The 24,794-nt window shown below is 72.2% G+C and carries 23 protein-coding genes; 11 read left to right on the top strand and 12 right to left on the bottom strand.

The features are described from left to right. Nucleotides 1-441: 441 nt before the first annotated feature. The 5 genes from ACIRRY_RS40395 to ACIRRY_RS40375 are packed head-to-tail and all read right to left on the bottom strand — an operon-like array spanning nt 442 to nt 5,864. On the bottom strand, nt 442-1,239 hold the full coding sequence (locus ACIRRY_RS40395; protein ID WP_200680630.1) for a type III pantothenate kinase: 798 nt from the start codon (nt 1,237-1,239) through the stop codon (nt 442-444). A 2-nt stretch (nt 1,240-1,241) separates the two neighbouring features. After that, complete coding sequence (gene nadC, locus ACIRRY_RS40390; RefSeq protein ID WP_403983343.1) at nt 1,242-2,219, bottom strand: carboxylating nicotinate-nucleotide diphosphorylase; 978 nt, start codon at nt 2,217-2,219, stop codon at nt 1,242-1,244. Between the two features lie 5 nt (nt 2,220-2,224). Next, nucleotides 2,225-3,943 (bottom strand): L-aspartate oxidase, encoded by a 1,719-nt coding sequence (locus tag ACIRRY_RS40385; RefSeq protein ID WP_403983341.1) that lies wholly within the window; start codon nt 3,941-3,943, stop codon nt 2,225-2,227. Further along, a complete protein-coding gene (gene panC, locus ACIRRY_RS40380; protein ID WP_403983339.1) occupies nt 3,940-4,947 on the bottom strand; it encodes a pantoate--beta-alanine ligase in 1,008 nt (335 codons plus the stop codon). Before panC ends, ACIRRY_RS40385 begins: the two co-directional genes overlap by 4 nt. Next, a complete protein-coding gene (locus ACIRRY_RS40375) occupies nt 4,944-5,864 on the bottom strand; it encodes a Rossmann-like and DUF2520 domain-containing protein (protein WP_403983337.1) in 921 nt (306 codons plus the stop codon). The genes panC and ACIRRY_RS40375 overlap by 4 nt, the downstream gene beginning before the upstream one ends. Before the next feature lie 185 nt (nt 5,865-6,049). On the opposite strand from ACIRRY_RS40375, the gene ACIRRY_RS40370 reads away from it, so the two are divergent. After that, nucleotides 6,050-7,282: a threonine aldolase family protein gene (locus tag ACIRRY_RS40370; protein WP_403983336.1), complete on the top strand. Its 1,233-nt coding sequence runs from the start codon at nt 6,050-6,052 to the stop codon at nt 7,280-7,282. 435 nt (nt 7,283-7,717) lie between these two features. On the opposite strand, the gene ACIRRY_RS40365 is transcribed toward ACIRRY_RS40370, so the two are convergent. Next, complete coding sequence (locus ACIRRY_RS40365) at nt 7,718-7,933, bottom strand: hypothetical protein (RefSeq protein ID WP_403983334.1); 216 nt, start codon at nt 7,931-7,933, stop codon at nt 7,718-7,720. A gap of 99 nt (nt 7,934-8,032) precedes the next feature. Between ACIRRY_RS40365 and ACIRRY_RS40360 the strand changes: the two genes are divergently transcribed. Beyond that, nucleotides 8,033-9,145, top strand: a complete 1,113-nt coding sequence (locus tag ACIRRY_RS40360) for a DUF5937 family protein (RefSeq protein ID WP_403983332.1) — start codon at nt 8,033-8,035, stop codon at nt 9,143-9,145. 117 nt (nt 9,146-9,262) lie between these two features. Here ACIRRY_RS40360 and ACIRRY_RS40355 read toward each other — a convergent pair whose 3' ends face one another. Both ACIRRY_RS40355 and ACIRRY_RS40350 read right to left on the bottom strand, forming a co-directional pair. Then, entirely contained in the window at nt 9,263-9,934 is a 672-nt protein-coding gene (locus ACIRRY_RS40355; protein ID WP_403983330.1) for a response regulator, read from the bottom strand. A 154-nt stretch (nt 9,935-10,088) separates the two neighbouring features. Next, nucleotides 10,089-11,294 (bottom strand): sensor histidine kinase, encoded by a 1,206-nt coding sequence (locus ACIRRY_RS40350; RefSeq protein ID WP_403983328.1) that lies wholly within the window; start codon nt 11,292-11,294, stop codon nt 10,089-10,091. A gap of 118 nt (nt 11,295-11,412) precedes the next feature. Here ACIRRY_RS40350 and ACIRRY_RS40345 point away from each other — a divergent pair, with 118 nt between their 5' ends. Continuing rightward, nucleotides 11,413-12,441 (top strand): SAM-dependent methyltransferase, encoded by a 1,029-nt coding sequence (locus tag ACIRRY_RS40345; protein ID WP_403983326.1) that lies wholly within the window; start codon nt 11,413-11,415, stop codon nt 12,439-12,441. A 33-nt stretch (nt 12,442-12,474) separates the two neighbouring features. Here ACIRRY_RS40345 and ACIRRY_RS40340 read toward each other — a convergent pair whose 3' ends face one another. Further along, entirely contained in the window at nt 12,475-13,626 is a 1,152-nt protein-coding gene (locus ACIRRY_RS40340; RefSeq protein ID WP_403983324.1) for an NADH-quinone oxidoreductase subunit D, read from the bottom strand. Between the two features lie 31 nt (nt 13,627-13,657). Here ACIRRY_RS40340 and ACIRRY_RS40335 point away from each other — a divergent pair, with 31 nt between their 5' ends. Next, a complete protein-coding gene (locus tag ACIRRY_RS40335; RefSeq protein ID WP_403983322.1) occupies nt 13,658-14,158 on the top strand; it encodes a PH domain-containing protein in 501 nt (166 codons plus the stop codon). Beyond that, entirely contained in the window at nt 14,155-15,528 is a 1,374-nt protein-coding gene (locus ACIRRY_RS40330; protein ID WP_403983320.1) for a PH domain-containing protein, read from the top strand. Before ACIRRY_RS40335 ends, ACIRRY_RS40330 begins: the two co-directional genes overlap by 4 nt. A gap of 26 nt (nt 15,529-15,554) precedes the next feature. Here the strand turns inward: ACIRRY_RS40330 and ACIRRY_RS40325 are convergent, their stop codons facing one another. Next, entirely contained in the window at nt 15,555-16,922 is a 1,368-nt protein-coding gene (locus ACIRRY_RS40325; RefSeq protein WP_403983318.1) for a hypothetical protein, read from the bottom strand. A gap of 88 nt (nt 16,923-17,010) precedes the next feature. After that, complete coding sequence (locus tag ACIRRY_RS40320) at nt 17,011-18,147, bottom strand: alpha/beta hydrolase (protein ID WP_403983316.1); 1,137 nt, start codon at nt 18,145-18,147, stop codon at nt 17,011-17,013. A gap of 224 nt (nt 18,148-18,371) precedes the next feature. Here ACIRRY_RS40320 and ACIRRY_RS40315 point away from each other — a divergent pair, with 224 nt between their 5' ends. From ACIRRY_RS40315 to ACIRRY_RS40290, 6 genes are all read left to right on the top strand, one after another. Next, nucleotides 18,372-20,183 (top strand): phosphatidylglycerol lysyltransferase domain-containing protein, encoded by a 1,812-nt coding sequence (locus ACIRRY_RS40315; protein ID WP_403983314.1) that lies wholly within the window; start codon nt 18,372-18,374, stop codon nt 20,181-20,183. A gap of 687 nt (nt 20,184-20,870) precedes the next feature. Then, on the top strand, nt 20,871-21,779 hold the full coding sequence (folP, locus tag ACIRRY_RS40310) for a dihydropteroate synthase (protein WP_403983312.1): 909 nt from the start codon (nt 20,871-20,873) through the stop codon (nt 21,777-21,779). After that, on the top strand, nt 21,776-22,279 hold the full coding sequence (locus tag ACIRRY_RS40305) for a nuclear transport factor 2 family protein (RefSeq protein ID WP_266860398.1): 504 nt from the start codon (nt 21,776-21,778) through the stop codon (nt 22,277-22,279). Before folP ends, ACIRRY_RS40305 begins: the two co-directional genes overlap by 4 nt. A gap of 246 nt (nt 22,280-22,525) precedes the next feature. Further along, nucleotides 22,526-22,885 carry a dihydroneopterin aldolase gene (folB, locus tag ACIRRY_RS40300; protein ID WP_200688283.1) on the top strand — a complete coding sequence of 120 codons (360 nt, stop codon included), beginning with the start codon at nt 22,526-22,528 and terminating at the stop codon, nt 22,883-22,885. Next, nucleotides 22,882-23,493, top strand: coding sequence for a 2-amino-4-hydroxy-6-hydroxymethyldihydropteridine diphosphokinase (gene folK, locus ACIRRY_RS40295; RefSeq protein ID WP_403983310.1), 612 nt, complete (start codon nt 22,882-22,884; stop codon nt 23,491-23,493). Before folB ends, folK begins: the two co-directional genes overlap by 4 nt. 59 nt (nt 23,494-23,552) lie before the next feature. Then, the gene (locus tag ACIRRY_RS40290) at nt 23,553-24,041 is read left to right on the top strand and encodes a DUF3180 domain-containing protein (protein WP_403983308.1); all 489 of its coding nucleotides are present in this window, start codon (nt 23,553-23,555) and stop codon (nt 24,039-24,041) included. A 66-nt stretch (nt 24,042-24,107) separates the two neighbouring features. Here the strand turns inward: ACIRRY_RS40290 and folE are convergent, their stop codons facing one another. Beyond that, entirely contained in the window at nt 24,108-24,713 is a 606-nt protein-coding gene (folE, locus tag ACIRRY_RS40285; RefSeq protein ID WP_200688278.1) for a GTP cyclohydrolase I FolE, read from the bottom strand. Between the last annotated feature and the right edge of the window lie 81 nt (nt 24,714-24,794).

Genomic DNA, 24,794 nt, shown 5'->3' with positions numbered 1-24,794 from the left:
CCCTGCGGGGGCGGAAGCGACGGCGACACCCGCGGGCGCGCGTGAGCGAGGCCAGGGGGCGGGACGCCGCCCCGGCGGCACTACGCGACCCCGTCGCGCACGCGGCAGCGCTGTTCAAGCGCGGCAACACACCCTGCGGGTGGAGGTCGCCCCCTTGGGCGCGCGTGAACGAGGCCAGCAGGGCGTCACCCACCCCCGCGCAACCGCTCCGTCCCGCGCGCGAGACGCCGTCGTCGGGCGCGTCGGCACCCCGGGGGCAAGTAGCTGTCCACACCTCGTATGCGCGCCTGAGCGACGCCGACAGGGCGCCGCCCGCCAGGACTACTGCTCCGCCGCACCTGGCAGCCGTCGTTGAGCGTGACGGCACTCGGAGTGTTCAAGTTGGGCGCGCTTCAGCGACACCGGCGGGGCGCCGCCCGCCGGCCGCGCCCCGCCACCGGGTCACATCCGGGAGACGTTGCGCTCGTAGACCAGTCGCAGGCCGATCAGGGTCAGCCAGGGCTCGTGTTCGTCGATTACCGAGGCCTCGCCCAGGACCATCGGGGCAAGGCCGCCCGTGGCGATCACGGTCACGTCCTCCGGGTCGTCGGCCAGTTCCTTGGCCATGCGGGTGACGACTCCGTCGACCTGGCCGGCGAACCCGTAGACGATGCCCGACTGCATCGCCTCCACCGTGTTCTTGCCGATCACGCTGCGCGGGCGGGCCACCTCGATCTTGCGGAGCTGGGCGCCCTTCACGCCGAGGGCCTCGACCGAGATCTCGATGCCGGGGGCGATGACGCCGCCGATGTACTCCCCGCGCGCGGAGACCGCGTCGAACGTGGTCGCCGTACCGAAGTCGACGACGATCGCGGGGCCCCCGTAGAGCTCGACCGCCGCGACCGCGTTGATGATGCGGTCCGCGCCGACCTCCTTGGGGTTGTCGGTCAGGATCGGGACGCCGGTCTTGACGCCGGGTTCGACGAGGACGGCGGGCACGTCGCCGTAGTAGCGGCGGGTCACCTCGCGCAGTTCGTGCAGGACGGACGGCACGGTGGCGCAGATCGCGATGCCGTCGATGCCGTCGCCCAACTCCTCCCCGAGGAGCGGGTGCATGCCCATCAGGCCCTGGAGGAGTACGGCGAGTTCGTCGGCGGTGCGGCGCGCGTCCGTGGAGATGCGCCAGTGCTCGATGATCTCCTCGCCGTCGAACAGACCGAGGACGGTGTGCGTGTTGCCCACGTCGATCGTGAGGAGCATGACTACTGCGCCTCACGGAGGTCGAGGCCGATGTCCAGGATCGGCGCGGAGTGGGTCAGGGCGCCCACGGCGAGGTAGTCCACCCCGGTGTCGGCGTACACCTTCGCGTTGTCCAGGGTGAGCCGTCCCGAGGCCTCCAGGGCGGCCCGGCCGTGGACGATGCCGACGGCCTCCGCGCACTCCCCGGGCGTGAAGTTGTCCAGCAGGATCAGGTCCGCGCCCGCGTCCAGGACCTCGCGGAGCTGGTGCAGGGTGTCGACCTCGACCTCGATCGCCACGTCCGGGAACGCCTCCCGTACGGCCTTGAAGGCCTGGGCGACGCCGCCCGCGGCGACCACGTGGTTGTCCTTGACGAGGGCCGCGTCCGAGAGGGACATGCGGTGGTTGACCCCGCCGCCGCAGCGGACCGCGTACTTCTCCAGGGCGCGCAGCCCGGGCGTCGTCTTGCGGGTGTCGCGGACCTTCGTCCGCGTGCCCTCCAGCGCGTCGGCCCACGCGCGCGTGGCGGTCGCGATACCGGAGAGGCGGCACAGGAGGTTGAGGGCGCTGCGCTCGGCGGTCAGCAGGTCACGCGTGCGCGTGGTGACCGACAGGAGCTTCTGCCCCGCCTCCACCCAGTCACCGTCCTCCACGTGCCGCTCGACCTCGAACTCGTCGGTGCAGACCACGGAGACCACCGCTTCGGCGACCCTGAGGCCCGCCACGACACCGGCCTCGCGCGCGGTGAAGTCGGCGGTGGCGACGGCCTCTTCGGGGATGGTCGCCACCGTCGTCACGTCGACGCCGTGGGCGAGGTCCTCCTGGATGGCGACATTGGCGATGTCCTCGACCTCCAGGGGGTCGAGTCCGGCGTCGGCCAGGAGCTCGGCGAGCGCGGGGTCCAGGCCGCACGCCAGATACTCGGCGTCGGCGCCCGCGCCGCAGGCACAGCCGTCGCCGCAGCCGCCGCTCTCGGCGAGGGGAAGGTCGTGGGTGCTCACTTCTGTCACTGCTCCTGGGGACGGTGCTGCCGGGTCGGGGGGAAGTCTGCGGTGTCCGTGGTGTGTACGGCCAGCGTGCGATCGGGATTCAGCCGTACGACGATGTGGCGGCGCCACGCGCTGTCGTCGCGCTCGGCGTGGTCCTCGCGCCAGTGGCAGCCCCGGGTCTCCTCGCGCCGCTCGGCGGCGGTGACCAGGACGCGGGCCACGCACAGGAGGTTGGTGGCCTCCCAGGTGTCGACGCCGGGCTCGGCGGTCTTGCCGTTCTCGTCGAGGGCGTCGCGGGCTTCGGTGTGCAGTTGCTGGAGCTGTCCGGCGGCCTTGGCGAGGGAGTCGGCGGAGCGCAGGACGCCCGCGCCCTCGGTCATGATCCGCTGGATCGCGAAGCGGGCCTCGGGGGCGAGCAGCGGGTGCGCGGGCTTCTGGGGGTGCGGGACCGGTTCGGGCACACGCGCGTGGAGGGCGTGCCCGGCCTGGCTCGCGGTGATGTCGGCGACGATCCGCTCGGCGTAGACGAGGCCTTCGAGGAGCGAGTTGGAGGCGAGCCGGTTCGCGCCGTGCACTCCGGTGCAGGCGACCTCCCCGCACGCGTACAGGCCGGGGACGGTCGTACGGCCCCGGGAGTCGGTGCGGACGCCGCCGGAGGCGTAGTGGGCGGCCGGGGCGACCGGGACGGGCTCGGTGACCGGGTCGATGCCGTGGCTGCGGCAGGCGGCCAGGATCGTGGGGAAGCGGTGCTCCCACATGTCGGCGCCGAAGTGCCGGGCGTCGAGGAACATGTGCTCGGCGTCCTGCTCCTGCATGCGCCGCATGATGCCCTTGGCGACGATATCCCTGGGCGCCAGCTCGGCCAGTTCGTGCTGGCCCACCATGAAGCGCTCGCCGTCGGCGTCGACCAGGTGGGCGCCCTCGCCGCGCACCGCCTCGGAGACGAGCGGCTGCTGGCCCTCCGCGTCGGCACCGAGGAACAGCACGGTCGGGTGGAACTGCACGAACTCCAGGTCGGAGACCTCGGCGCCCGCGCGGAGCGCCAGCGCGACCCCGTCGCCGGTCGACACGGACGGGTTGGTGGTCGCGGAGAAGACCTGCCCCATGCCGCCGGTCGCGAGGACCACGGCAGGGGCGTGCACGGCGCCCACGCCGTCGTGCTGGCCCTCGCCCATGACGTGCAGGGTCACACCCGCCGTACGGCCCTCGTCGTCCGTCAGGAGGTCCAGCACGAGCGCGTTCTCGATCGTGCGCAGTCCACGCGCGCGTACGGCCTCGACGAGCGCCCGGGAGATCTCGGCGCCGGTCGCGTCCCCGCCGGCGTGCGCGATACGGCGGCGGTGGTGACCGCCCTCGCGGGCCAGCTCCAGTCGTCCCTCGGCGGACTCGTCGAAGTGGGCACCGGTCTCGATGAGCCGCCGTACGGCGTCGGGGCCCTCGGTGACGAGGATCCGTACGGCCTCCTCGTCGCACAGGCCCGCGCCCGCCACCAGGGTGTCGTCCAGGTGCTGTTCGGGGGTGTCGCCCTCCCCCAGGGCGGCGGCGATACCGCCCTGGGCCCAGCGGGTGGAGCCGTCGTCGAGGCGGGCCTTGGTGACGACGACCGTCCGCAGCCCGGCCGCCTCGCAGCGCAGGGCCGCGGTCAGGCCGGCCACTCCGGAGCCGACGACCACCACGTCCGCGGCGATGGACCACCCGGGGGCGGGCGCGTGCAGTCGTATGCCTGTGCTGGTCACGAGGCGGCTCCGAAGGTTCCGAAAGCGAGTGGGATGTTGTCGATCAGCCGGGTCGTCCCGACCCGGGCGGCGACGGCGAGGACGGCCTCGCCTGTGAAGTCCTCGTCCACGTCGGTGAAGTCGGACGGGTCGACCAGGGCGAGGTAGTCGAGGGCGAGCGGCGGGTCCAGGCGGGCGGCGTCGTCGAGGACCAGACGGGCCGCCGCGCGGACGGACGCCGGGTTGCCGGGGCCGGGGACGGCCTTGGCGACGGCGTGCGCGTCGGCCGCCGCACGGGACTCCCCTATGGCGCTGAGCGCCTCGGCACGCGCGTGCGTGGCGGGCACCTCGCGGGCCCGTGCGCGCAGCGCCTCCTGCGCGGCGTGCCGGTCGCGGCCCGCGAACAGCGCCTGGGAGAGGGCGAGTGCGGTGCGCCGCTCCTGGGGGGACAGATAGCGGTTGCGGCTGGACAGGGCCAGGCCGTCGGCCTCGCGCACGGTGGGCACGCCGACGATGTCGATGCCGAAGTTCAGGTCGCGCACCATGCGGCGGATCAGGGCGAGTTGCTGGGCGTCCTTCTGACCGAACAGGGCGGCGTCGGGGCGGGTGAGGTGCAGCAGCTTGGCGACGACGGTGAGCATGCCGTCGAAGTGGCCGGGGCGGACCGCGCCCTCCAGGCGTTCGCCCATGGGGCCCGCCGAGATGCGCACCTGGGGTTCGCCGCCGGGGTAGACCTCCTCCACGGACGGCGCGAACACGGCGTCCGCACCCGCGAGTTCGGCGATCTTGAGGTCGGCGTCCAGGGTGCGCGGGTAGCGGTCGAGGTCCTCGCCCTTGCCGAACTGCAGCGGGTTCACGAAGACGGTGACCACGACCTCGCCGTCCGGGCCGACGATCTCGCGCGCGGTGCGGACCAGGGTGGCGTGGCCCTCGTGCAGGGCGCCCATCGTCATCACGACGGCGCGACGGCCCGCACGCGTGCGTGCGTGCAGTTCGTCGGCGGTGCGCAGCAGGGTGGTGGTCATCCGGCATCTCCCTCGGCGCCGTTGGCGAGTACTCCGAGGAGGTCCTCGGCGAGTTCCGGCTTGAGCAGCCCGTGGGCCAGGGCCCGGTCGGCGGTCGCGCGGGCCATCGCCAGATAGCCGGCGACGGTCTGCGGGGCGTGCTTGCGCAGCTCGGTGACGTGCGCGGCGACGGTGCCCGCGTCCCCGCGCGCGACGGGGCCGGTGAGCGCCGCGTCCCCGGAGCGAAGGGCGTTGTCCAGGGCGGCACCGAGCAGCGGGCCGAGCATCCGGTCGGGGGCCTCGACGCCGGCCGTGCGCAACAGCTCCATGGACTCGGCGACCAGGGTCACCAGGTGGTTGGCGCCCAGCGCGAGGGCCGCGTGGTACAGCGGGCGGTTCTCCTCGGCGATCCACTCGGGCTCGCCGCCCATCTCGATCACCAGGGCCTCGGCGGCCAGCCGCAGCTCCTCGGGCGCGGTGACCCCGAAGGAGCATCCGGCGAGGCGCTGGACGTCCAAGGGAGTGCCCGTGAAGGTCATCGCGGGGTGCAGGGCCAGCGGCAGCGCGCCCACGCGCAGCGCGGGGTCCAGGACCTTCGCGCCGTAGCGCCCGGAGGTGTGCACGAGCAGTTGCCCGGGGCGTACGGCCCCGGTGTCGGCGAGGCCCTCCACGAGTCCGGGCAGGGCGTCGTCCGGGACGGTCAGCAGGACCAGGTCGGAGCGCTCCAGGACCTGCGCGGGCGGGACGACCGGCACGTCGGGGAGCAGCAGCGCGGCCCGTCGCCTGGATGCGTCGGACACTCCGGAGACGGCCACCGGGCGGTGCCCGGCCAGTTGGAGCGAGGCGGCCAGCGCGGGGCCCACCCGGCCGGCGCCGACGACACCGACGGCGAGCCGCGCGGGGCGGTCCTTGGGCTCTGGCTGTTGGAATGTACTCACGCGACGGCGGCCTTCCCGTTCCAGTCCGCTCCGGGTACCGGACGATTTCTCGTCATGTTAACGCGATCGGTTCGGGAGGCGTCCGGTTGTCCACAGGCTGTGGGTAGTCGCACAGTCGCGAGGTACGGGAAAACCTGGGGAAATCCGGGTGCTGCCGCGGACCCGCGCCAGGCATCATCCGGAGCATGAGCGATACGGCGGAGCAGGGCGAGGACCAGACGGAGCGGCCCGAGCGGGGAGCGGAGCCGCCGACCGACGAGGAGCGCCGCCTGGAGCGCCGCAAACGGCGGATCAGCGCGAACCGGAGCGCGGAGCGTGCCCTCGCCCGTTTCGGCTTCCTGGGCACACTCCGGGAAAGGCTCGCGTTCGTACAGGAAGCGGCCGAGCTGTACGACCTCGACGAGACGTCGGACATGTACGGCGGCGGCATCGTCGAGACCCTGGAGAAGCGGGTCGCCGAACTGCTCGGCAAGGAGGCCGCGGCCTTCTTCCCGACGGGCACCATGGCGCAGCAGGTCGCCCTGCGCTGCTGGGCCGGCCGCACCGGCAACCCGACCGTCGCCCTGCACCCACTGGCCCACCCCGAAGTGCACGAACGGGACGCGTTCAGCCAGGTCAGCGGGTTGCGCCCGGTCCATGTGACGAGCGAGCCGCGGCAGCCGACCGCCGACGAGGTGCGCGAATTCCCCGAGCCCTTCGGGACGCTGATGCTCGAACTGCCCCTCCGGGACGCCGGTTTCGTGCTGCCCTCCTGGGAGGAACTCTCCGCCGTCGTCGAGGCCGCGCACGAACGCGACGCGGTGGTCCACTTCGACGGGGCCAGCCTGTGGGAGTCCGCGCCCCACTTCGGCCGCCCGCTCGACGAGATCGCCGACCTGGCCGACAGCGTCTACGTGTCGTTCTACAAGTCCCTCGAAGGCATCGGCGGCGCCGCGCTCGTCGGCCCGACGACTTTGATCGACGAGGCGAAGACCTGGCGGCACCGCTACGGGGGCATGCTCTTCCAGCAGTTCCCCACCGCGCTGACGGCTCTCGCGGGCCTGGACCGGGAGCTGCCCCGACTCCCCGCGTACGTGGCCCACGCGCGCGTGATCGCCGAGGCGCTGCGCGAGGGGTTCGCGACGGCCGGGGTCCCGTGGACACGCGTTCATCCCGAGCAGCCGCACACCAGCGACTTCCAGGTCTGGCTGCCGTACGACCCCGATGCCGTCATGGAGGCGGCGATCCGCCAGGCCGAGGAGACGAAGACCGCCCTCTTCGCCAATCCCTGGGAGGCGAAGGGCCCGGGTCTGGCGTTCACCGAGGTCTACGTACGGGCCGCCGCCCTGGAGTGGACGGCCGAGGACGTGAAGACGGCGGTCGCGGACTTCGTGGTCCGACTGAAGGAGGAGGCTGCTCGCCGGGAGGGGGCGGGGTAGCTGGATCGGCAGCGGGATGCGGGGGACCGGCCGGCCGTGAGGGCGTGCACGGCGTTCGACGGCTGTTGGCAAGCGGCCCGCGCGGGTGCCGCCGCCGACAGGGTGGAACGCGAGCCCGGGTGCCGACAGGCGATACGCCTACAGGCGGCGGCACCTGGACCGCCTACGCCCCTGTAAGCAGGGCACGCTGGTGCCGGCCCGCCGCACGCGCGCGTTGTCCTGACGTCACCGCCCGCCGCGCCCCCGTAGAAAGTGGCCGCGCGCGGGTTGTCCCCCGGCGACACGCGTGCGTGGCGTCAGCAGCCGGGCCGCCGAGGGCATGTCAGCGGCCGGAACACGAGAGCGGCCGTCGGACGACCGGAAGCGGAACACGAGCGGCGCCAACAGGCGGCACGCGCGCGGGCTCCCGGCATCCGCAATCGCGCCCGCGAGCCGTCAGCAGGCCGAACGCGCGTGCAGGTGCAGCCACCGGCCAAGAAGCCGCCGTAGCCGACCGTGGGACGGGCGTTCCGCGACGACCGCGCGGAACTGCCGGTAGCCACGCAGCTCGCGGACGGTCTGCCAGTCGTGGGTGCCGGGTGGGGGCGGTGGGGCCTCGCCGAGCCGCTGGGCTCGGTAGGTGTCGAGGAGGTACTGCTGGGTGATGCTCATGTCTCCAGGCTGCGCCGCCGGCCGACGGCTGTCGCGTCGATTGACGGGCGCCGTCAAACGAGGGGGGCGTTGTCAGTGGCGGGGTGCACGATTGGGGACATGAGCGTGCACATCGACATCACCGGGCTGCGGCAGGAGCGGATCACCTTCGCGCCCTCACCCCTGGGCGAGCTGTGCATGGCGCTGCACGCGATGTCCGAGCCCGGGCACCATCCCGGCCTCCAGGGCTGGGCGACCGGTGTGACCGCCCGGCTCGATCCGCATCTGGCCGACCGGATGTGCGAGGCGGACTTCCTGTGGCGGTCGACGTTCTCCGACCTTTTCCTGCCGTACGCGGGCATCCCGGGCCGGAGCACGCTCCCCGGGGCCACGCTCGCCGAGGAGCTGGACCTGCTGGACAAGCTGACGGACGAGCAGTTCGTTGACGCGGCGATGGAGTTCACCACCTGCACGACCTCCTACAGCACGGGCGGGCCCGGCCCGCTCACCGACGCCGGGATCCGGCGGCGCGCCCTGGAGCAGGCGGCGGCGCGCGGCCCGCACCAACTGGCGTTCACCGAACGGCTGTTGGCCGATCCGCCGCGGACCAGGGCCTGGCTGCGGCAGTTCCTGGAGGACTGCGACGAGGCGTTCTTCGCGGAGACCTGGTCCCGGATGCACCCCCAACTCGCCACCGACGCCCGCCTCAAGACGGACCTCCTGCGCCGCAAGGGCCTGGCGGAGGCACTGACGTCGATGTCCACCGCGGTGACCGTCGACGAGGCCGCCACACTCATCACGATCGACAAACTCGGCACCGGTCGTACGGCGACACAGGACGGCGGCCTCCTCCTGGTGCCCACCGCCCTGGGCTGGCCGCACCTGACGGTCCTGTACCGGTACGGCTGGCAGCCCGTCGTGCACTACCCCGTGCACAACACGCCCAAGCTCGCCGCACCGACCTCCCTGGACCAGCTGACCCTGCGGATGACCGCCCTGTCCCACCCGGTCCGCATGCGCCTGTGCCGCAGCCTGGCCCGCAGCGCGTTCACCACCAGCGAGCTGACCCAGGTGCACGGCATGACCGCCCCCGAGATATCCCGCCACCTCGGCGTCCTGAAGAAGGCCGGCCTGATCACCACCCGCCGCCGCGGCCGCTACGTCCTGCACCAGCTCGACGTCACGATGGTGGCCCGCCTGGGCAGCGACTTCCTGGAGGGCATCCTCAGATAGCCGACGGACGACAGCAGACAGACGGCAGCAGACGGACGGCGCAAACAGAAGCCGGCCGGCCGAGGACGGCCACGGGGGCCAACAGCGGGGGCCGGCCGCGGCCAGGTCGGATCAGCCTCAGCCGTGCCCGCCCGCCCGCACCAGCCCCGTCTCGTACGCCAGGACCACCACCTGCACCCGGTCCCGCAGGCCGAGCTTGGTCAGGATGCGGCCGACGTGGGTCTTCACGGTCGCCTCGGACAGCACCAGACGGGCCGCGATCTCGCCGTTGGACAGGCCCTGCGCGACGAGGATCATGACCTCGCGCTCGCGCTCGGTGAGCCGCTCCAGCTCCTTGCGCTGCGGCTCCTTGCCGGTGGCGGGCAGCATCGGGGCGAAGCGGTCCAGGAGGCGACGGGTCGTCGAGGGCGCCACCACGGCGTCCCCGCTGTGCACGGAGCGGATCGCGGTCAGGAGCTCGCCTGGTGGCACGTCCTTGAGCATGAAACCGGAGGCGCCGGCCTTCAGCCCGGAGAAGGCGTACTCGTCGAGGTCGAAGGTGGTCAGGATCAGCACCTTCGGCGGGTTCTCGCCCTGGCAGATGCGGCGAGTGGTCTCCACCCCGTCCAGCTTCGGCATACGGACGTCCATCAGCACCACGTCGACCGCGGTCGCGGCCAGCACCTGAAGGGCCTCGACGCCGTCGCCCGCCTCCGCGACGACCTCCATGTCCGGCTGGGCGGCGAGCACCATCCGGAACCCGGTGCGCAGCAGCACCTGGTCGTCGACGAGCATCACGCGGATCGCCATCGGGTCCTCTTCCGTTCCGTCAACAGGATCGTTCAACAATGGGCTCAGCAGGTCGTTCAATGGATCGTTCAACAGGTCGTTCGACAGGTCGTCATGCGGCTCAACAGCTCGTTCAACAATGCGTTACAGGTGTCACTGCCCGGATTACGCGAGGTCAGTGCGCGGGCTTCAACGGCAGCAGCGCGCTGATGCGGAAGCCGCCGCCCGGCCGCGGGCCCGCGTCCAGCGTGCCCCCGACCATGCCCACCCGCTCACGCATACCGATCAGACCATGCCCCTGGCCGTCGGCGCCGCCCTCCTCGTACAGCTCGTGCGGAGCGCCCTTGCCGTCGTCCTCGACGAGCAGCCCGAGGCCGTCGTCGAAGTAGACCAGCCGCACACTGGCGCCCGTGTTCGGGCCGCCGTGCTTGCGGGTGTTGGTGAGCGCCTCCTGGACGATCCGGTAGGCGGTCAGCTCGACGCCGCTGGGCAGCGGGCGCGGGGTGCCCTCGACCTTGAAGTCGACGGGCAGTCCGGACGTACGGCACTGCTCGACCAGGTCGTCGATCTGCTCGACGTCCGGCTGCGGCACGTACTCGCCGGCCTCCTTGTGCTCGCCGGTGCGCAGCACGCCCAGCAGGCGGCGCATCTCGGCGAGGGCCTGGCGGCCGGTGGAGGAGATCGTCTCCAGGGCCTTCTTCGCCTGGTCCGGCGCGGAGTCGAGGACATAGGCGGCGCCGTCGGCCTGGACCACCATCACCGACACGTTGTGCGCGACCACATCGTGCAGCTCGCGTGCGATGCGGGCGCGCTCGGCGGCGACCGCGACCTTCGCCTGCGCCTCGCGCTCCTTCTCCAGCCGCGCGGCGCGCTCCTCCAGCTGCGCGAAGTACGCGCGCCGGGTGCGCATCGAGTCGCCGAGCACCCAGGCCAGCGCGAACGGCACCGTCTGGAAGATCGCCAGCGCGACCAGCCCGGCGGAACTGGTGTGTTCCTGGGGCCAGCGGATCTGTGCCAGGGTCGCCGCGGTCAGACTGGCGGCCAGCGCGAAGCGGGAGGCCCAGCGGGCGCCGGTCGCGGCGACCGTGTAGACGATCACCAGCATGGCGAAGTCGGCCACCACGGGCTCGATGTCGAAGACCAGTTGCACCAGGCCGGTGAGCCCGGCCAGGACGAGCATCTTCTCCGGCCAGCGGCGGCGCAGCGCGATCGCCACACACATCACGGCGGACGCCGCGAGTGCCCCGGCGACCGTCCCGTGCCGGCCCGACACGTAGCTGGTACTCGCGATGCTCACGCCGCTCAGCCCCAGCAGGAAGACAGCCCAGAAGGTGTCGACCCATGTCGGGTGTCTGCGGAGGAAGTCATAGAGGCGCTGCACGTAACCCAGCGTAGGGACGCGTGAAGTGTGCGGGGGTCAACCGGAGGACCGATCCGTATACGCCCCGCGTACTCCCCAAGGTGGAGGCCCCGTTGTCCTGTGCACTTAGTCTGACCACGTGACGGAAGACACCTCGGCCCGGTGGCGCGGCTGGCGGGCGGCGGCCGAGGAGGCCCTCTACGGGCCCCAGGGGTTCTACCGCAGGCCCGAGGGACCCGCCGGACACTTCCGTACGTCGGTGCACGCGTCGGCGCTGTTCGCCGGGGCCGTGGCACGGCTGCTGTGCCGGGTGGACGAGGCCCTGGACAGGCCGGCCGCGCTGGACTTCGTGGACCTGGCCGCGGGCCGCGGTGAGCTGACCACCGGCGTGCTCGCCGCGCTGCCCGCCGAAGTGGCCGCACGCGTGCGTGCGTACGCCGTCGAGATCGCCGGCCGTCCCGAAGGACTCGATCGCCGGATCGAGTGGCTGAGCGAGCCCCCGAAGGGCGTCACCGGGCTGCTGTTCGCCAACGAGTGGCTGGACAACGTGCCCGTGGACGTCGCCGAGGTGGACTCCGCGGGCGTACCACGGCTCGTCCTCGTACGGGAGGACGGGACCGAGCGCCTCGGGGAGCCCCTCTCCGGCCCGGAGGCCGCGTGGCTCGCTCGGTGGTGGCCGCAGGAGCCCGACGAGGGGCTGCGCGCCGAGATCGGCCTCCCCAGGGACACGGCCTGGGCGTCCGCCGTCGCCGCCGTCGACCGGGGCCTCGCGGTCGCCGTCGACTACGCGCACACCAGGGACACCCGCCCCCCGTTCGGCACCCTCACCGGCTTCCGCGAGGGCCGCGAGACGGCACCCGTACCGGACGGCTCGTGCGACATCACGGCGCACGTCGCCCTGGACGCCTGCGCACAAGCGGGTGCTACGGCGGCCACGGCAGCGGGCGCACTCCCCGGCGCACGCCTGCTCACCCAACGCGCCGCCCTGCGCGCCCTCGGCCTCACAGGCGCGCGCCCCCCGCTCACGCTGGCCTCCACCGACCCGGCTGCGTACGTCCGCGCCCTCGCGGGCGCCGGCGAGGCAGCCGAACTCACGGCGACCGGCGGACTCGGCGACTTCGGCTGGCTCGTGCAGTCGGTCGGAATCCCGGACTCGCTGGAGAACTGACCGTCCGGGAGCCCTGCTTGTCGTAGTCACCGACTACTTGTCGATGTCCCCGACCACGAAGAACAACGACCCCAGGATCGCCACCATGTCCGCGACCAGCGTCCCCGGGAGCAGCACCGCGAGCGCCTGGATGTTGTTGTAGGACGCCGAACGCAGCTTCAGCCGGTACGGGGTCTTCTCGCCCTTGCTGACGAGGTAGTAACCGTTGATGCCGAGCGGGTTCTCGGTCCACGCGTACGTGTGCCCCTCGGGCGCCTTCAGGACCTTCGGGAGCCGCTGGTTGATCGGCCCGGGCTCCAGCTCGGCGAGCCGGTCGAGGCAGGCTTCCGCGAGGTCGAGCGCGTTGTGGGTCTGCTCCAGGAGCACCTCGAAGCGGGCGAGACAGTCGCCCTCCTGGCGCGTGACGACCTTGAGGGTGTCCTGGAGTTCGCCGTACGCGAGGTACGGCTCGTCGCGCCGCAGGTCGAAGTCGACGCCCGAGGCGCGCGCGATGGGCCCGCTCACTCCGTAGGCGTGCACGGCCTCCGCGGGCAGCTCCCCCACTCCGCGTGTGCGGCCCCGGAAGATCTCGTTGCCGAGTACCAGGTCGTCGAAGCGGTCCATCCGGGAGCGCACCGCGGCGACGGCCTCACGCGCGCGTGAGGCCCATCCGGCGGGCAGATCCTCCTTGAGGCCGCCCACGCGGTTGAACATGTAGTGCATACGCCCGCCGGAGACCTCCTCCATGACGTTCTGGAGGACCTCACGCTCCCGGAACGCGTAGAACACCGGGGTGATGCCGCCGAGTTCGAGGGGATAGGACCCCAGGAACATCAGGTGGTTGAGCACCCGGTTCAGCTCGGCGAGCAAGGTGCGCGTCCACACCGCGCGCGGGGGCACCTCCATGCCGAGCATGCGCTCCACCGCGAGGACGACGCCCAGCTCGTTCGAGAACGCCGACAGCCAGTCGTGGCGGTTGGCGAGCATGATGATCTGGCGGTAGTCGCGCGCTTCGAAGAGCTTCTCGGCGCCGCGGTGCATATAGCCGATCACCGGCTCCGCGTGCTGGATGCGCTCGCCGTCCAGGACGAGCCGCAACCGCAGCACACCGTGCGTGGAGGGGTGCTGGGGGCCGATGTTGAGCACCATGTCGGTGCTCTCCGCGGCGCCGCCGATCCCGACCATGGTCTCCGTCGTGGGAGTCATGGACACAGTCTCTCGTACGTACGCTTGCGGCATGGAAACGGGGACTGCCGCGCGGGACGGCGCGGCGAGCGAGCCGGTGTGGACCGGGCTGCCGCCAGGGCTGCTGAAGATGCGACGCCTGTTGCTGGTGGTGTGGCTGGGGCTGCTGACCGCGGTCCTGGGCACGCTCCTGAACCTGTTCGCGGGGCCCGCTTGGGCGGCGTTCGCGCTGCTGCCGCTCGGCGTCATGGTCTGGGGCTGGGTGGTCCTGGGCCGCAACTGGCGCTCCTGGAGGTATGCCGAGCGCGCCGACGACCTGCTGATCAGCAAGGGCGTGCTGTGGCACCACGAGACGATCGTGCCGTACGGGCGGATGCAGCTCGTGGAGGTGACCTCGGGGCCCGTGGAGCGGCACTTCGGGCTCGCGAGCGTCCAGTTGCACACGGCCGCCGCGGCGACCGACGCGACCATCCCGGGGCTCGACCCGGCCGAGGCCGAACGGCTGCGCGACCGGCTCACCGAGCTGGGCGAGGCACGATCGGCGGGGCTGTGACGACGCCGGGCGCCGACAAGGACGTACCCGAGGCCGTGGAGGGCGCAGCGGTCGCCGAGGTCGTACGGGAGCAAGTGCCGCTCGTGGAGCGGCGGTTGCATCCGGTGACGCCCTTGCGACGGGCGTGGGCGCCGGTCGCCGTCATCATCGGGTGGGCGGTGCACGACCCCAACCAGGCGCAGGAGCAGCTGACCCGGCTGACCACGGTCACGCTGCTCATCGGGCTCGCCGTGTTCGTCCCGGCCGCCGCCCTGTACGGCTTTCTGACCTGGTGGTTCACGCACTTCGCGGTGACCGACACCGAACTGCGCATCCGTACCGGCCTGTTGTTCCGGCGCACCGCGCACATCCGGCTGGAACGCATCCAGGCCGTCGATGTGACCCAGCCCCTCCTCGCGCGCGTGGCGGGCGTCGCCAAGCTGAAGCTGGACGTCGTAGGGACCGACAAGAAGGACGAGCTGGCCTTCCTGGGGGAGGGCGAGGCGCGCGCCCTGCGGGCCGAACTGCTCGCGCGGGCGGCCGGGTTCGCGCCCGAGACCGCGCACGAGGTCGGCGAGGCGCCCGCGCGGCAACTGCTGCACGTGCCGGCCGGGGTCCTCGCGGTGTCCCTGGTGCTGACCGGCGCCACCTGGGGGTCACTGGCCGCCGCACTCGTCGTACCGCCGCTGCTGTGGTTCGCCACCCACAGCGTGTGGACGGTCCTCGCGACCGCGCTGCCGCTGCTGGGCGCGGCGGGCGCGAGCAGTGTGGGGCGGTTCGTCGGCGAGTACGACTGGACGGTGGGCGAGTCCCCGGACGGGCTGCGCATCGACCACGGGCTGCTGGACCGTACGCACGAGACGGTGCCGCCGGGGCGGGTGCAGACCGTGCGGATCGTGGAGCCCCTGCTGTGGCGGCGGCGCGGATGGGTGCGGGTCGAGCTGGACGTGGCCGGTTCGTCCAACTCCGTGCTGGTGCCGGTCGCGCCGCGCGAGATCGCCGAGTCGGTCGTCGCGCGCGTGCTGCCCGGTGTGACGGTGCCCCCGCGCTCGGCGCTGTCCCGCCCGCCCCGCCGGGCCGGCCGGTGCGTGCCGCTGTGGTGGCGGGGCTACGGACTCGCGGTCACCGACACGGTGTTCGCGGCCCGGCACGGACTGCTCCGCCGGAGCCTGGCGCTGGTGCCGCACGCGAAGGTGCAGAGCGTACGGCTCACGCAGGGGCCCTGGGAGCGGCTCTGGGGGCTCGCGGAGGTGCACGTGGACACCGGGGCCAACGCGACCGTCACAGCGCGTCTGCGGGGCGCGGAGGAGGCCGCGGAGCTGCTGCGCGGCCAGGCCGAGCGGTCGCGGACGGGCCGCAGGGACGCGCGACCGGACCGCTGGATGGCCTGAGGCCGGACCGGTGAAGGTGAAGGCGGTCAGGAAGCCGCGCTGCGCAGCCCGGGAAGGTTGATCTGCTCGGTCTCGTCGTGTGCCGTCAGGTCGATGATCTGGACCGCGCCGACTCCGCGCGACCGCTCGTCTGCCGGCTTGAACTGCGCCTCCGCCTCGGCCTTGTGCACGGCGAGGGCCTCCTGGCCCACGACGTCGGCGAGATCCTCGTTCTGTACGGCGTCCATCGCCGCGGACGCCGCGCCCTTCTGCATACCGAAGAAGTCGAACCCGCCCTCGACCATCGGCCGCCGCGCGGGAGCCGCCGGTACGACCGCCACCGCGGTCGGCACCGTGAAGTGCCCGGACGGCTGCGCGGACGGGGCGGGTTGAGCGGGCGGGGCGGACTTGGCGGCCGGGGGAACGGCGGCCGCGTGCTCATGCCCGTCGACCGCCTCGGGCTTCCCCTCCGCCTCGTCCTCCTGCGCGGCCTCCGAGTCGGTGGCGCCGCTGTCGGCGCGCACCGGTGCTGGCTCGGCCGACGCGGAGTCCTCGTCCCTCGGCGCGGGCACCACGGGCCCGGTCTCGGGCTCGGTGTCGTCGTCGAGCCGGACCAGCGCCGCCTTGGCCCGCAGGAACAGCTTGGAACCCTCCGGGGAGAACACCGTGGACCGCGCGGGCTTCTTCTCCTCGGCAACCTCGGCAGCCTCGGCGACACCGACGGCCTCGACGGCGTCGGCCGCCTCGGACTCCGCGTCCTGGACCCCGCCCTCGGCGTCGGCATCGGCCCCGTTCGCCGTCTCGTCCTCGTCCTCGGACTCGACCGCGGCAGCCACAGCCTCGGTGTCGTCCGCTTCGAGATCGTCGTCCTGGAGTTCCAGATCCATGTCGGCCGACACGTCGGCATCGGCATCGACGTCGTCGTCCACCGCAACCGCCGACAACGCGCGCGTGGGTTCCGCGGCCTCTATCTCCAGCAGGCGGCGGCCCTCCAGGGCGCTCGCGCGCTCGGTCTCCGCCGTGGCGTACCGGCGCAGCAGTGCCGCGTGTTCGTTGCGCAGGCCCGCCAGTTCCGTGCGCTTGGCGCGCAGCTTGTGCTCCAGCTTGACGCGGAGTTCTCGCGACTCGTCGAGGTCGGACTCGAGTTCGGCGAGCCGCTCCTCGTAGCGCCACTCGTCGCTCGTACGCGCGCGTACCAGGTCGGCGACCTGCTTGCCCGCCTGAGTGTCCCAGCGGCGCATGAACGCGGCGCCGACGAGCGCGGTCGCGGCGGCGATCGCCGCGACTATGCGGAGCGCCGCCGGTTGCGAGAAGACCCACGGCCCGAAGGCGCAGACGAGCGACACGCCAGCGATCGCCGAGGGGGGCAACAGCCGGTGCAACGGCGGGGAATGGCGGTGACGTCCACGTGGCATGGCCAGAAACTTACCGCGCGTAGGCGAATGATGGTGCCCCGCCCGGTAAAAACACAGCCACCCCTATTCCCTCACCCGGGTTCAGCGGTCACTTCCACCAGTCGGTGAGCCGCCCGCTGATCCACTGGAGGGCCGGCGGGATCTCCCGTCGCCAGGTGTTGAAGTTGTGGCCACCGGTGTCCAGGATGATCGACGAGATACGGGTGGAGTTCCTGGCCTTCACCTCGTCGATGAATTTCCGGGTGTCGTTGTAGTTGTGTTCCCCGATCCTGCTGCTGGTGACGAGCAGTGAGGTGTCGGGCGCGGGCCGGTGCTTGATGAACCACGACAGGTCCGCCTCGTTCCGCAGCGTGCTGTCGCCCTGGAAGAGGTCACCCGTGGTGGGGTCTTTCGGTGCCTTGTAGTACGGCGACAGACCCGCCCCCGCGACGTACACCTCGGGGTGGTGCATCGCGAGTTTCAAGGCGCAGTAACCGCCCGTGGAATCGCCGATGACGCCCCAGCTCCCGGGCTTTTTGCTCACCCTGTAGTGGCTCACCACGGCGTCGGGAAGGTCCTTGGCGAAGAACGACTCGGTCTGCGGCCCGCCCGGGACGTCCACGCACTCCGTGTCGCGCGGCGGCGCCACCGTGGGCCGCATCATCACCAGGATCATCGGCTGCATCCGACCGGCCCTGGCCAACTCCAGGGCGGTGCGTGGGTAGTTCAGCTTGTCGACGAGCGCCTGGGCGGTGCCCGGGTACCCCGTGAGGACGACCGTCGCCGGGAACGAGCGCGTGCGGTTCTGCGGCTGGAAGTACTCCGGCGGCAGGTACACGTACGCGGGGGTGGCGATGTGGGTCGTACGGCCGACTATGTCGACCCGCTGCACCTGGCCCACCCGCTGCGGCCGCGAGGAGCCGCCCGACGCGTCCACCCGCCGGGTGTCGACCACTTGGAGCGGTCCGCCCGTGTTCCCGAGCGCCGAGTGATCGACGACCACTCCCTGGTCCGTCTCCTGGCCGAACAGGTCGGCCCAGCTGGCGTAGAAGCCGAAGGCCTGGTTGACGCCGAGGCCGACCGAGGCGAAGAGCACCAACTGGGTGGTCAGGAGCAGCCCCACGCGCCCGCTGACGGCCCGCCAGTTCCGTCTGGCCAGCCGGGGCCACAGCCATACCGTGCCGATGAACAGCAGTACGGCGCACGCGATCGCCAGTACCAGCACTTTCCTGCTCGTGAGTCCCATGAGCTGTCCCCGCCTGCGCTTTCCGCCCCTGGCGCACGCAAGTTTCGCGAGCGCTTGCCCCGGGCTTTCCTCTGCCTTTGAACCGGCTTTTCGGTAAGGAAGGAACCTCCTTCCCGTAGACACCGTCCTAGAGGGCGCAATGTCGCCGGATGCCCGAATCGGGCCCGGATCCAAGGTCTCTCGCAGAACTACGGGATGCGATGTCTGTCAGGATAGATGGGGAAATGTCGGGTGGGGTTCCTAGCCGTTCAGGCCGGGTCCGGCGCATAGTTCGCGGTCCGCGCCCCGAGGTCGTTCCCACGCTCGTCGCCAGGGCCTGCGCCCTGGTCGGCCTGCTGGACATCGCCGCGGGGGTGTTCCCGCGCTTCCGGCACAGCCGTATGCACACCATGGCGGAGGTGCTTCCGGGCGCGCTCGGCCCCTTCGCGGCGGCGCTCGCGCTCAGCACCGGCGTGCTGCTGCTGCTCCTCGCGCACGGGCTGCGGCGGCGCAAGCGGCGGGCCTGGCGGGCCGCGGTGGCGCTGCTGCCGGCGGGCGCGGTGGCGCAGTTCGCGTACCGGCACTCCCTCATAGGAGTCGTCATCTCGGCCGCGCTGCTCGCACCCCTGCTGCTGCACCGCGACGAGTTCCGGGCGCTGCCCGACCCGCGCAGCCGGTGGCGCGCGCTCGCCAACTTCGTGCTCATGGGCGCCGGTTCACTGGTCCTCGGACTGGTGATCGTCAGCGTCCACTCCAAGCGCATGGTCGGCGACCCGAGCCTGGCCGACCGGATCACGCACGTGCTGTACGGCCTGTTCGGCTTCGAGGGACCGGTCGACTACGAGGGCAGCACCTCCTGGACGGTCGCCTTCTCACTGGGCGCCCTGGGGCTGCTCACCGCCGTGACGACGATCTACCTCGCGTTCCGGCCCGAGCACCCGGCCGCGCGCCTCACCCCGGAGGACGAGACGCAGTTGCGCGCCCTCCTGGAGAAGCACGGCCGGCGCGACTCGCTCGGCCACTTCGCGCTGCGCCGCGACAAGGCCGTCGTCTTCTCGCCCAGCGGCAAGGCGGCGGTGACGTACCGCGTCGTCTCCGGGGTGATGCTCGCCAGCGGTGACCCCATCGGTGACGTGGAGGCCTGGCCGGGCGCCATCGAGCGGTTCATGGACGAGGCGAAGGCCCACTCCTGGACGCCGGCCGTCATGGGCTGCTCGGAGACGGGCGGCGAGGTGTGGACCCGCGAGACCGGCCTCGACGCCCTCGAACTCGGCGACGAGGCGGTGGTCGACGTCGCGGATTTCTCGCTCGCCGGGCGCGCGATGCGCAACGTACGCCAAATGGTGAAGCGCATCGAGCGGGCCGGCTACGAAACCCGGGTACGGCGTGTACGTGACCTCGGCGAGGGCGAGTTGGAGCGGATCCGGCTCGCCGCCGAGGACTGGCGGGGCACCGACACCGAGCGCGGCTTCTCCATGGCGCTCGGCCGCATCGGCGACCCGGCGGACGGCGACTGCTTCATCGCGACCGCCCACAAGGCGGACGAACAGCCGGGTGAGTACGGCGATCTGAAGGCGATCCTGCACTTCGTGCCCTGGGGCACCGACGGCATGTCGCTGGACCTGATGCGCCGCGACCGCTCGGCGGACCCGGGGATGAACGAACTGCTCATCGTCGCCTCCCTCCAGGCGGCGCCGAAGCTCGGCATCACGCGCGTGTCGCTCAACTTCGCCATGTTCCGCGCGGCACTCGCGCGGGGCGAGAAGATCGGCGCGGGCCCGGTGCTGCGCGCCTGGCGCGGGCTGCTCGTGTTCCTGTCCCGCTGGTTCCAGATCGAGTCCCTGTACAAGTTCAACGCGAAGTTCCAGCCCCGCTGGGAACCCCGCTTCGTCGTCTACCGCGCCTCGGGCGACCTCCCCCGCATCGGCTTCGCCGCGATGCAGGCCGAGGGCTTCGTCAACCTGGCGCTCCCGCTGCCGCGCTTCCTCCGCCGCCGCAAGGTCTTGGCTCCGGCGTGCGCGCACGGCCTGGCGGAACGGGATGTGCGGGCCGCCTGACCGATCGGGCCGGCCCGAGCGAGGACCTCGTCCCCGGACGGGTCCATCGCCCGGACCGGCCCTGCGGGGGCCATCACCGGGACCGGCCCTGGGGCGTCGCTTCGGCCGGCCCGGGCACTCCGCTCGGGCCGGCCGGGCCGGTGGCCACCCCGGGTTGCCGCTCCGCCTCCGGCGGCCCCGGGCAATCCCCCCCGGGGCCGCCGGGACCGACGGCCACCTCATCACCCAGACCTACCCCGGGGCATCACTCCGGCCAGCCTGGACAAGCCCCTCGGCCCGACCCGGCCCGGCCAATGGCCACCTTGGGATACCGCTCCGCCCCCAGGCGGCCCCGGCAATCCCCCCGGGCCGCCAGGGCCGCCAGGGCCGACGGCCACCTCATCCTCCAGACCGACCCCAGGGCGTCACTCCGGCCAGCCCGGGCAGTCCCCTGGGCCGACCCGGCCAGTGGCCACCCCACCGCCCGCACCACCCCCGGGATGTCACTTCGACCAGCCCGGACAATCCCGCCCCGGCCGATCGACGCCGTCGGCCACAGCCAGGCGGCCCTTCACGCCCGGAGCCCGCTCCACGGCCTCACGTCCCGCCCGTCGAGCGGCGCCCCGCCGCTCTCTCCCCCACCGGACCAGCCACCTCCGGTGCGGCCCACAGGACCGTCCCCCCTCCTCCTGGGCCTAGGCTGAACGTATGAGCAAGCAGAGCGGACGCGGGCGCGTCACGGGCCTTCCGGAGTGGGACCGGTGCGCGGTCATGGGAGTCGTGAACGTCACCCCCGACTCCTTCTCCGACGGCGGCCGCTTCTTCGACACCACGGCAGCCGTCAAGCGCGGCCTCGACCTGGTCACCGAAGGCGCCGACCTGGTCGACGTCGGCGGTGAGTCCACCCGCCCCGGCGCCTCCCGCGTCGACGAGGCCGAGGAACTCAAGCGCGTCGTCCCCGTGGTCCGCGGCCTCGCCTCCGAGGGCGTCACCGTCTCCGTGGACACCATGCGCGCCTCCGTCGCCGAGCAGGCCCTGACCGCCGGCGCCGCCCTCGTCAACGACGTCAGCGGCGGCCTCGCCGACCCCGCGATGATCCCGGTCGTCGCCGCCTCGGGCGCCCCCTTCGTGGTCATGCACTGGCGCGGCTTCCTGGAGGGCGGCAACGTCAGGGGCGTCTACGACGACGTCGTCACCGAGGTCGTCGACGAACTGCACGCACGCGTGGAGGCCGTTCTCGCGGGCGGTGTCTCCCCGGACCGCGTCGTCGTCGACCCGGGCCTCGGCTTCTCCAAGGACGCCGAACACGATCTCGTCCTCCTCGCCCACCTCGACCGGCTGCTCACCCTCGGCCACCCCCTGCTCGTCGCCGCCTCCCGCAAACGGTTCCTCGGCCGCGTCCTCGCCGGCCCCGAGGGCGCGCCCCCGCCCGCACGCGAGCGCGACGCCGCCACGGCCGCCGTCTCCGCGCTCGCGGCGCACGCCGGCGCGTGGGCGGTGCGCGTCCACGAGGTCCGCGCCACGGCCGACGCCGTACGCGTCGCACGTGCCGTCGAGGGAGCGCGCGCCCCGGGCGCCCGAGCGGCCTCGCACACCAGCTCCGAAGGAGCCCTGTGACCGCCCCCCACACCGACGTCGAGCAGGTGGAACTCGCCAACACCGCGTTCTACGAGACCCTGGAACGCGGTGACTTCGACGAGTTGTCCGCGCTGTGGCTCACCCCGGCCGACCTCGGCGTCGACGAGGAGTACCACGACCCGGCGGACAGCGGCGTGATCTCCTGCGTGCACCCGGGCTGGCCGGTGCTGACCGGCCGCGGCGAGGTCCTGCGGTCGTACGCGCTGATCATGGCGAACACCGAGTACATCCAGTTCTTCCTCACCGACGTGCACGTCTCGGTGACCGGCGACACCGCGCTGGTCACCTGCACGGAGAACATCCTCAGCGGCGGCCCCTCCCCCGACGACAGCGACGAACTGGGCCCGCTCGTCGGCCAGCTCGTGGTCGCCACGAACGTGTTCCGGCGCACCCCCGAGGGCTGGAAGCTCTGGTCGCACCACGCGTCCCCGGTGCTGGCCGAAAACGACGAGGACGACAGCGAGGACACCCCCACCTGAGCGGGTGGGCGCCCATCAGGCTGAAGAAGTGGTTGGAATCACGAACCCCGGGGTAGGGGCGGCTACCGACCCATGAGCCACCGGGTTCCCCAGGGGAAACGCTCCGCGAACCCTCTGGCCCCGGACAGTGCCCACGCCCTGGTGGCCCGGCATTGTCAGTGCCCGCAGGTAGATTCGTTCGAGGCCGGGGTACCGCCCGTACACGGTACGAACCGGCCACCACCGACGATTGCAGGAGTGATTCGCGTGGATCGTGTCGCGCTGAGCGGGCTGAAGGCCCGCGGGCACCACGGCGTGTTCCCCAAGGAGCGCGAGGAGGGCCAGACCTTCATCGTGGACCTCGTCCTGGGCCTGGACACCCGCCCGGCCGCAGCCGACGACGACCTGACGAAGACCGTGCACTACGGCGTCGTGGCGGAGGAGGTCGTGGCCGTCGTCCAGGGCGAGCCCGTCAACCTCATCGAGACCCTCGCCGAGCGCATCGCGCAGACCTGCCTGAAGCACGAGGGGGTCGAGGAGGTCGAGGTCCGCGTCCACAAGCCGGACGCCCCGATCACCGTCCCCTTCGACGACGTGACCGTCACCATCACCCGGAGCCGAGTATGACCTTCTCGTTCACCGAGGGTCACAGCGACCCGACCGTCCAGCCGGTGCCCGCCTCCGTAGTGCAGCAGGTGGACGCCGCCGACACCACCCTCAGCAACCCGAGGCGCGCCGTGATCTCCATCGGCGCGAACCTGGGCAACCGCCTGGAGACTCTCCAGGGCGCCATCGACGCCCTGGAGGACACCCCCGGCGTGCGCATCAAGGCCGTGTCCCCGGTCTACGAGACGGAGCCGTGGGGCGTCGAGCCCGGCAGCCAGCCGTCGTACTTCAACGCGGTCGTCGTCCTCAAGACCACCCTGCCCCCGTCCTCCCTGCTGGAGCGGGCGCACGCGGTCGAGGAGGCCTTCCACCGGGTCCGCGAGGAGCGCTGGGGGGCGCGCACGATCGACGTCGACATCGTCGCGTACGCCGACGTCGTCTCCGACGACCCGGTGCTGACGCTCCCCCACCCGCGCGCCCACGAGCGGGCCTTCGTGCTGGCCCCCTGGCACGACGTGGAACCCGAGGCGCAGTTGCCCGGCCGCGGCCCGGTCGCCGATCTCCTCGACGTCATCACACGAGACGGTGTGGCGCCCCGCAAGGATCTGGAACTCCGGCTGCCCGAGTAGTCGTTAAGGTCGAGACGACCACAACGCCCGGACAGGGCACGGGGAGCTGAAGGGACACCGTGAGAGAGCTGCGGATCAGGGTGCTGGCCGGCGTGTTCGTGATCGCCGGAGTGCTGTCCTGGGCGGGGGCCCGCCTGTGGAGCGCGGTGGGGACCCTGCCGAGCGTCCCGCTGGCCGCGCCCGTCGTGCTCGCCGTGATCGCCGTGGTCCTGGTGGCCACGGCGCTCTCGCTGCGCGCCCGCCTCAAGGCACAGCGCGAGCGCCGCCCGGGCGCCAAGGGCGTCGACCCCCTGATGGCCGCCCGCGCGGTCGTCTTCGGCCAGGCCAGCGCCTTGGTCGCCGCCCTCGTCGCCGGCATGTACGGCGGCACGGGCGCCTACCTCCTGGAGTCCCTGAACATCCCCGCCCGCCGCGACCAGGCCATCTACGCCGGCTTCTCGGTCCTGGCAGGCATCGCGGTGATAGTCGCCGCGCTCTTCCTGGAGCGAGTCTGCAAACTCCCGGAGGACGACGACAACAACACGGCGGGCGCGACCCCGGTCACCTGAGGCGCCCCAAAGGGGCGCGGGGAACGGCGCGACCAGCCACGACGAACCCGCACCCGACAGACGACCTCAGCGAGCCATGATCAGACTCATCGCCTCGTTCCGGGTGGCCGAGTCCCGCAACTGCCCCCGCACCGCAGACGTGATGGTCTTGGCGCCGGGCTTCCGCACGCCCCGCATCGACATGCACATGTGCTCGCACTCGACGACGACGATGACCCCCCGCGGCTCCAGGATCTCCATCAGCGAGTCGGCGATCTGCGTGGTGAGTCGTTCCTGCACCTGCGGCCGCCGGGCGTAGACGTCCACCAGCCGGGCCAGCTTCGACAGCCCGGTGATCTTCCCGTCGGCGGACGGGATGTAACCGACATGGGCGACCCCGACGAACGGCACCAGATGGTGCTCACAGTTGCTCAGCACCTCGATGTCCTTCACCAGGACCATCTCGTCGTGCCCCAGGTCGAACGTCGTCGTCAGCACGTCCTCGGGCTTCTGCCACAGCCCCGCGAATATCTCCTTGTACGCCCGCGCCACCCGCGCCGGCGTCTCCCTGAGCCCCTCCCGGTCCGGGTCCTCGCCGACCGCGATCAGCAGCTCGCGTACGGCGTTCTCGGCGCGCTTCTCGTCGAAGACGCCGATCGCTCCCTCGCCGTCCAGCGTCACGGGATCGGTCATGTCGTGCCTCGTTCCTGTGCGGGTCGCGCGTGTGCGGGACACACGCCTCAGTTGCGGGCATATGGAAAAGCCGCGCCCCCC

This window comes from Streptomyces sp. NPDC101776 (assembly GCF_044766845.1).
GTDB lineage: Bacteria > Actinomycetota > Actinomycetes > Streptomycetales > Streptomycetaceae > Streptomyces.
This window is presented reverse-complemented; position numbering and strand designations above follow the sequence as displayed.

Coding starts and splice junctions, on each gene's coding strand:
- ACIRRY_RS40395 (WP_200680630.1), bottom strand. CDS start 1,239: ATGCTCCTCACGATCGACGTGGGCAACACGCACACCGTCCTCGGTCTG.
- ACIRRY_RS40335 (WP_403983322.1), top strand. CDS start 13,658: ATGGAAACGGGGACTGCCGCGCGGGACGGCGCGGCGAGCGAGCCGGTG.
- ACIRRY_RS40315 (WP_403983314.1), top strand. CDS start 18,372: ATGTCGGGTGGGGTTCCTAGCCGTTCAGGCCGGGTCCGGCGCATAGTT.
- folE (WP_200688278.1), bottom strand. CDS start 24,713: ATGACCGATCCCGTGACGCTGGACGGCGAGGGAGCGATCGGCGTCTTC.
- ACIRRY_RS40355 (WP_403983330.1), bottom strand. CDS start 9,934: ATGGCGATCCGCGTGATGCTCGTCGACGACCAGGTGCTGCTGCGCACC.
- ACIRRY_RS40340 (WP_403983324.1), bottom strand. CDS start 13,626: ATGACTCCCACGACGGAGACCATGGTCGGGATCGGCGGCGCCGCGGAG.
- ACIRRY_RS40370 (WP_403983336.1), top strand. CDS start 6,050: ATGAGCGATACGGCGGAGCAGGGCGAGGACCAGACGGAGCGGCCCGAG.
- panC (WP_403983339.1), bottom strand. CDS start 4,947: ATGACCACCACCCTGCTGCGCACCGCCGACGAACTGCACGCACGCACG.
- ACIRRY_RS40325 (WP_403983318.1), bottom strand. CDS start 16,922: ATGCCACGTGGACGTCACCGCCATTCCCCGCCGTTGCACCGGCTGTTG.
- ACIRRY_RS40365 (WP_403983334.1), bottom strand. CDS start 7,933: ATGAGCATCACCCAGCAGTACCTCCTCGACACCTACCGAGCCCAGCGG.
- folP (WP_403983312.1), top strand. CDS start 20,871: ATGAGCAAGCAGAGCGGACGCGGGCGCGTCACGGGCCTTCCGGAGTGG.
- ACIRRY_RS40320 (WP_403983316.1), bottom strand. CDS start 18,147: ATGGGACTCACGAGCAGGAAAGTGCTGGTACTGGCGATCGCGTGCGCC.
- folK (WP_403983310.1), top strand. CDS start 22,882: ATGACCTTCTCGTTCACCGAGGGTCACAGCGACCCGACCGTCCAGCCG.
- ACIRRY_RS40360 (WP_403983332.1), top strand. CDS start 8,033: ATGAGCGTGCACATCGACATCACCGGGCTGCGGCAGGAGCGGATCACC.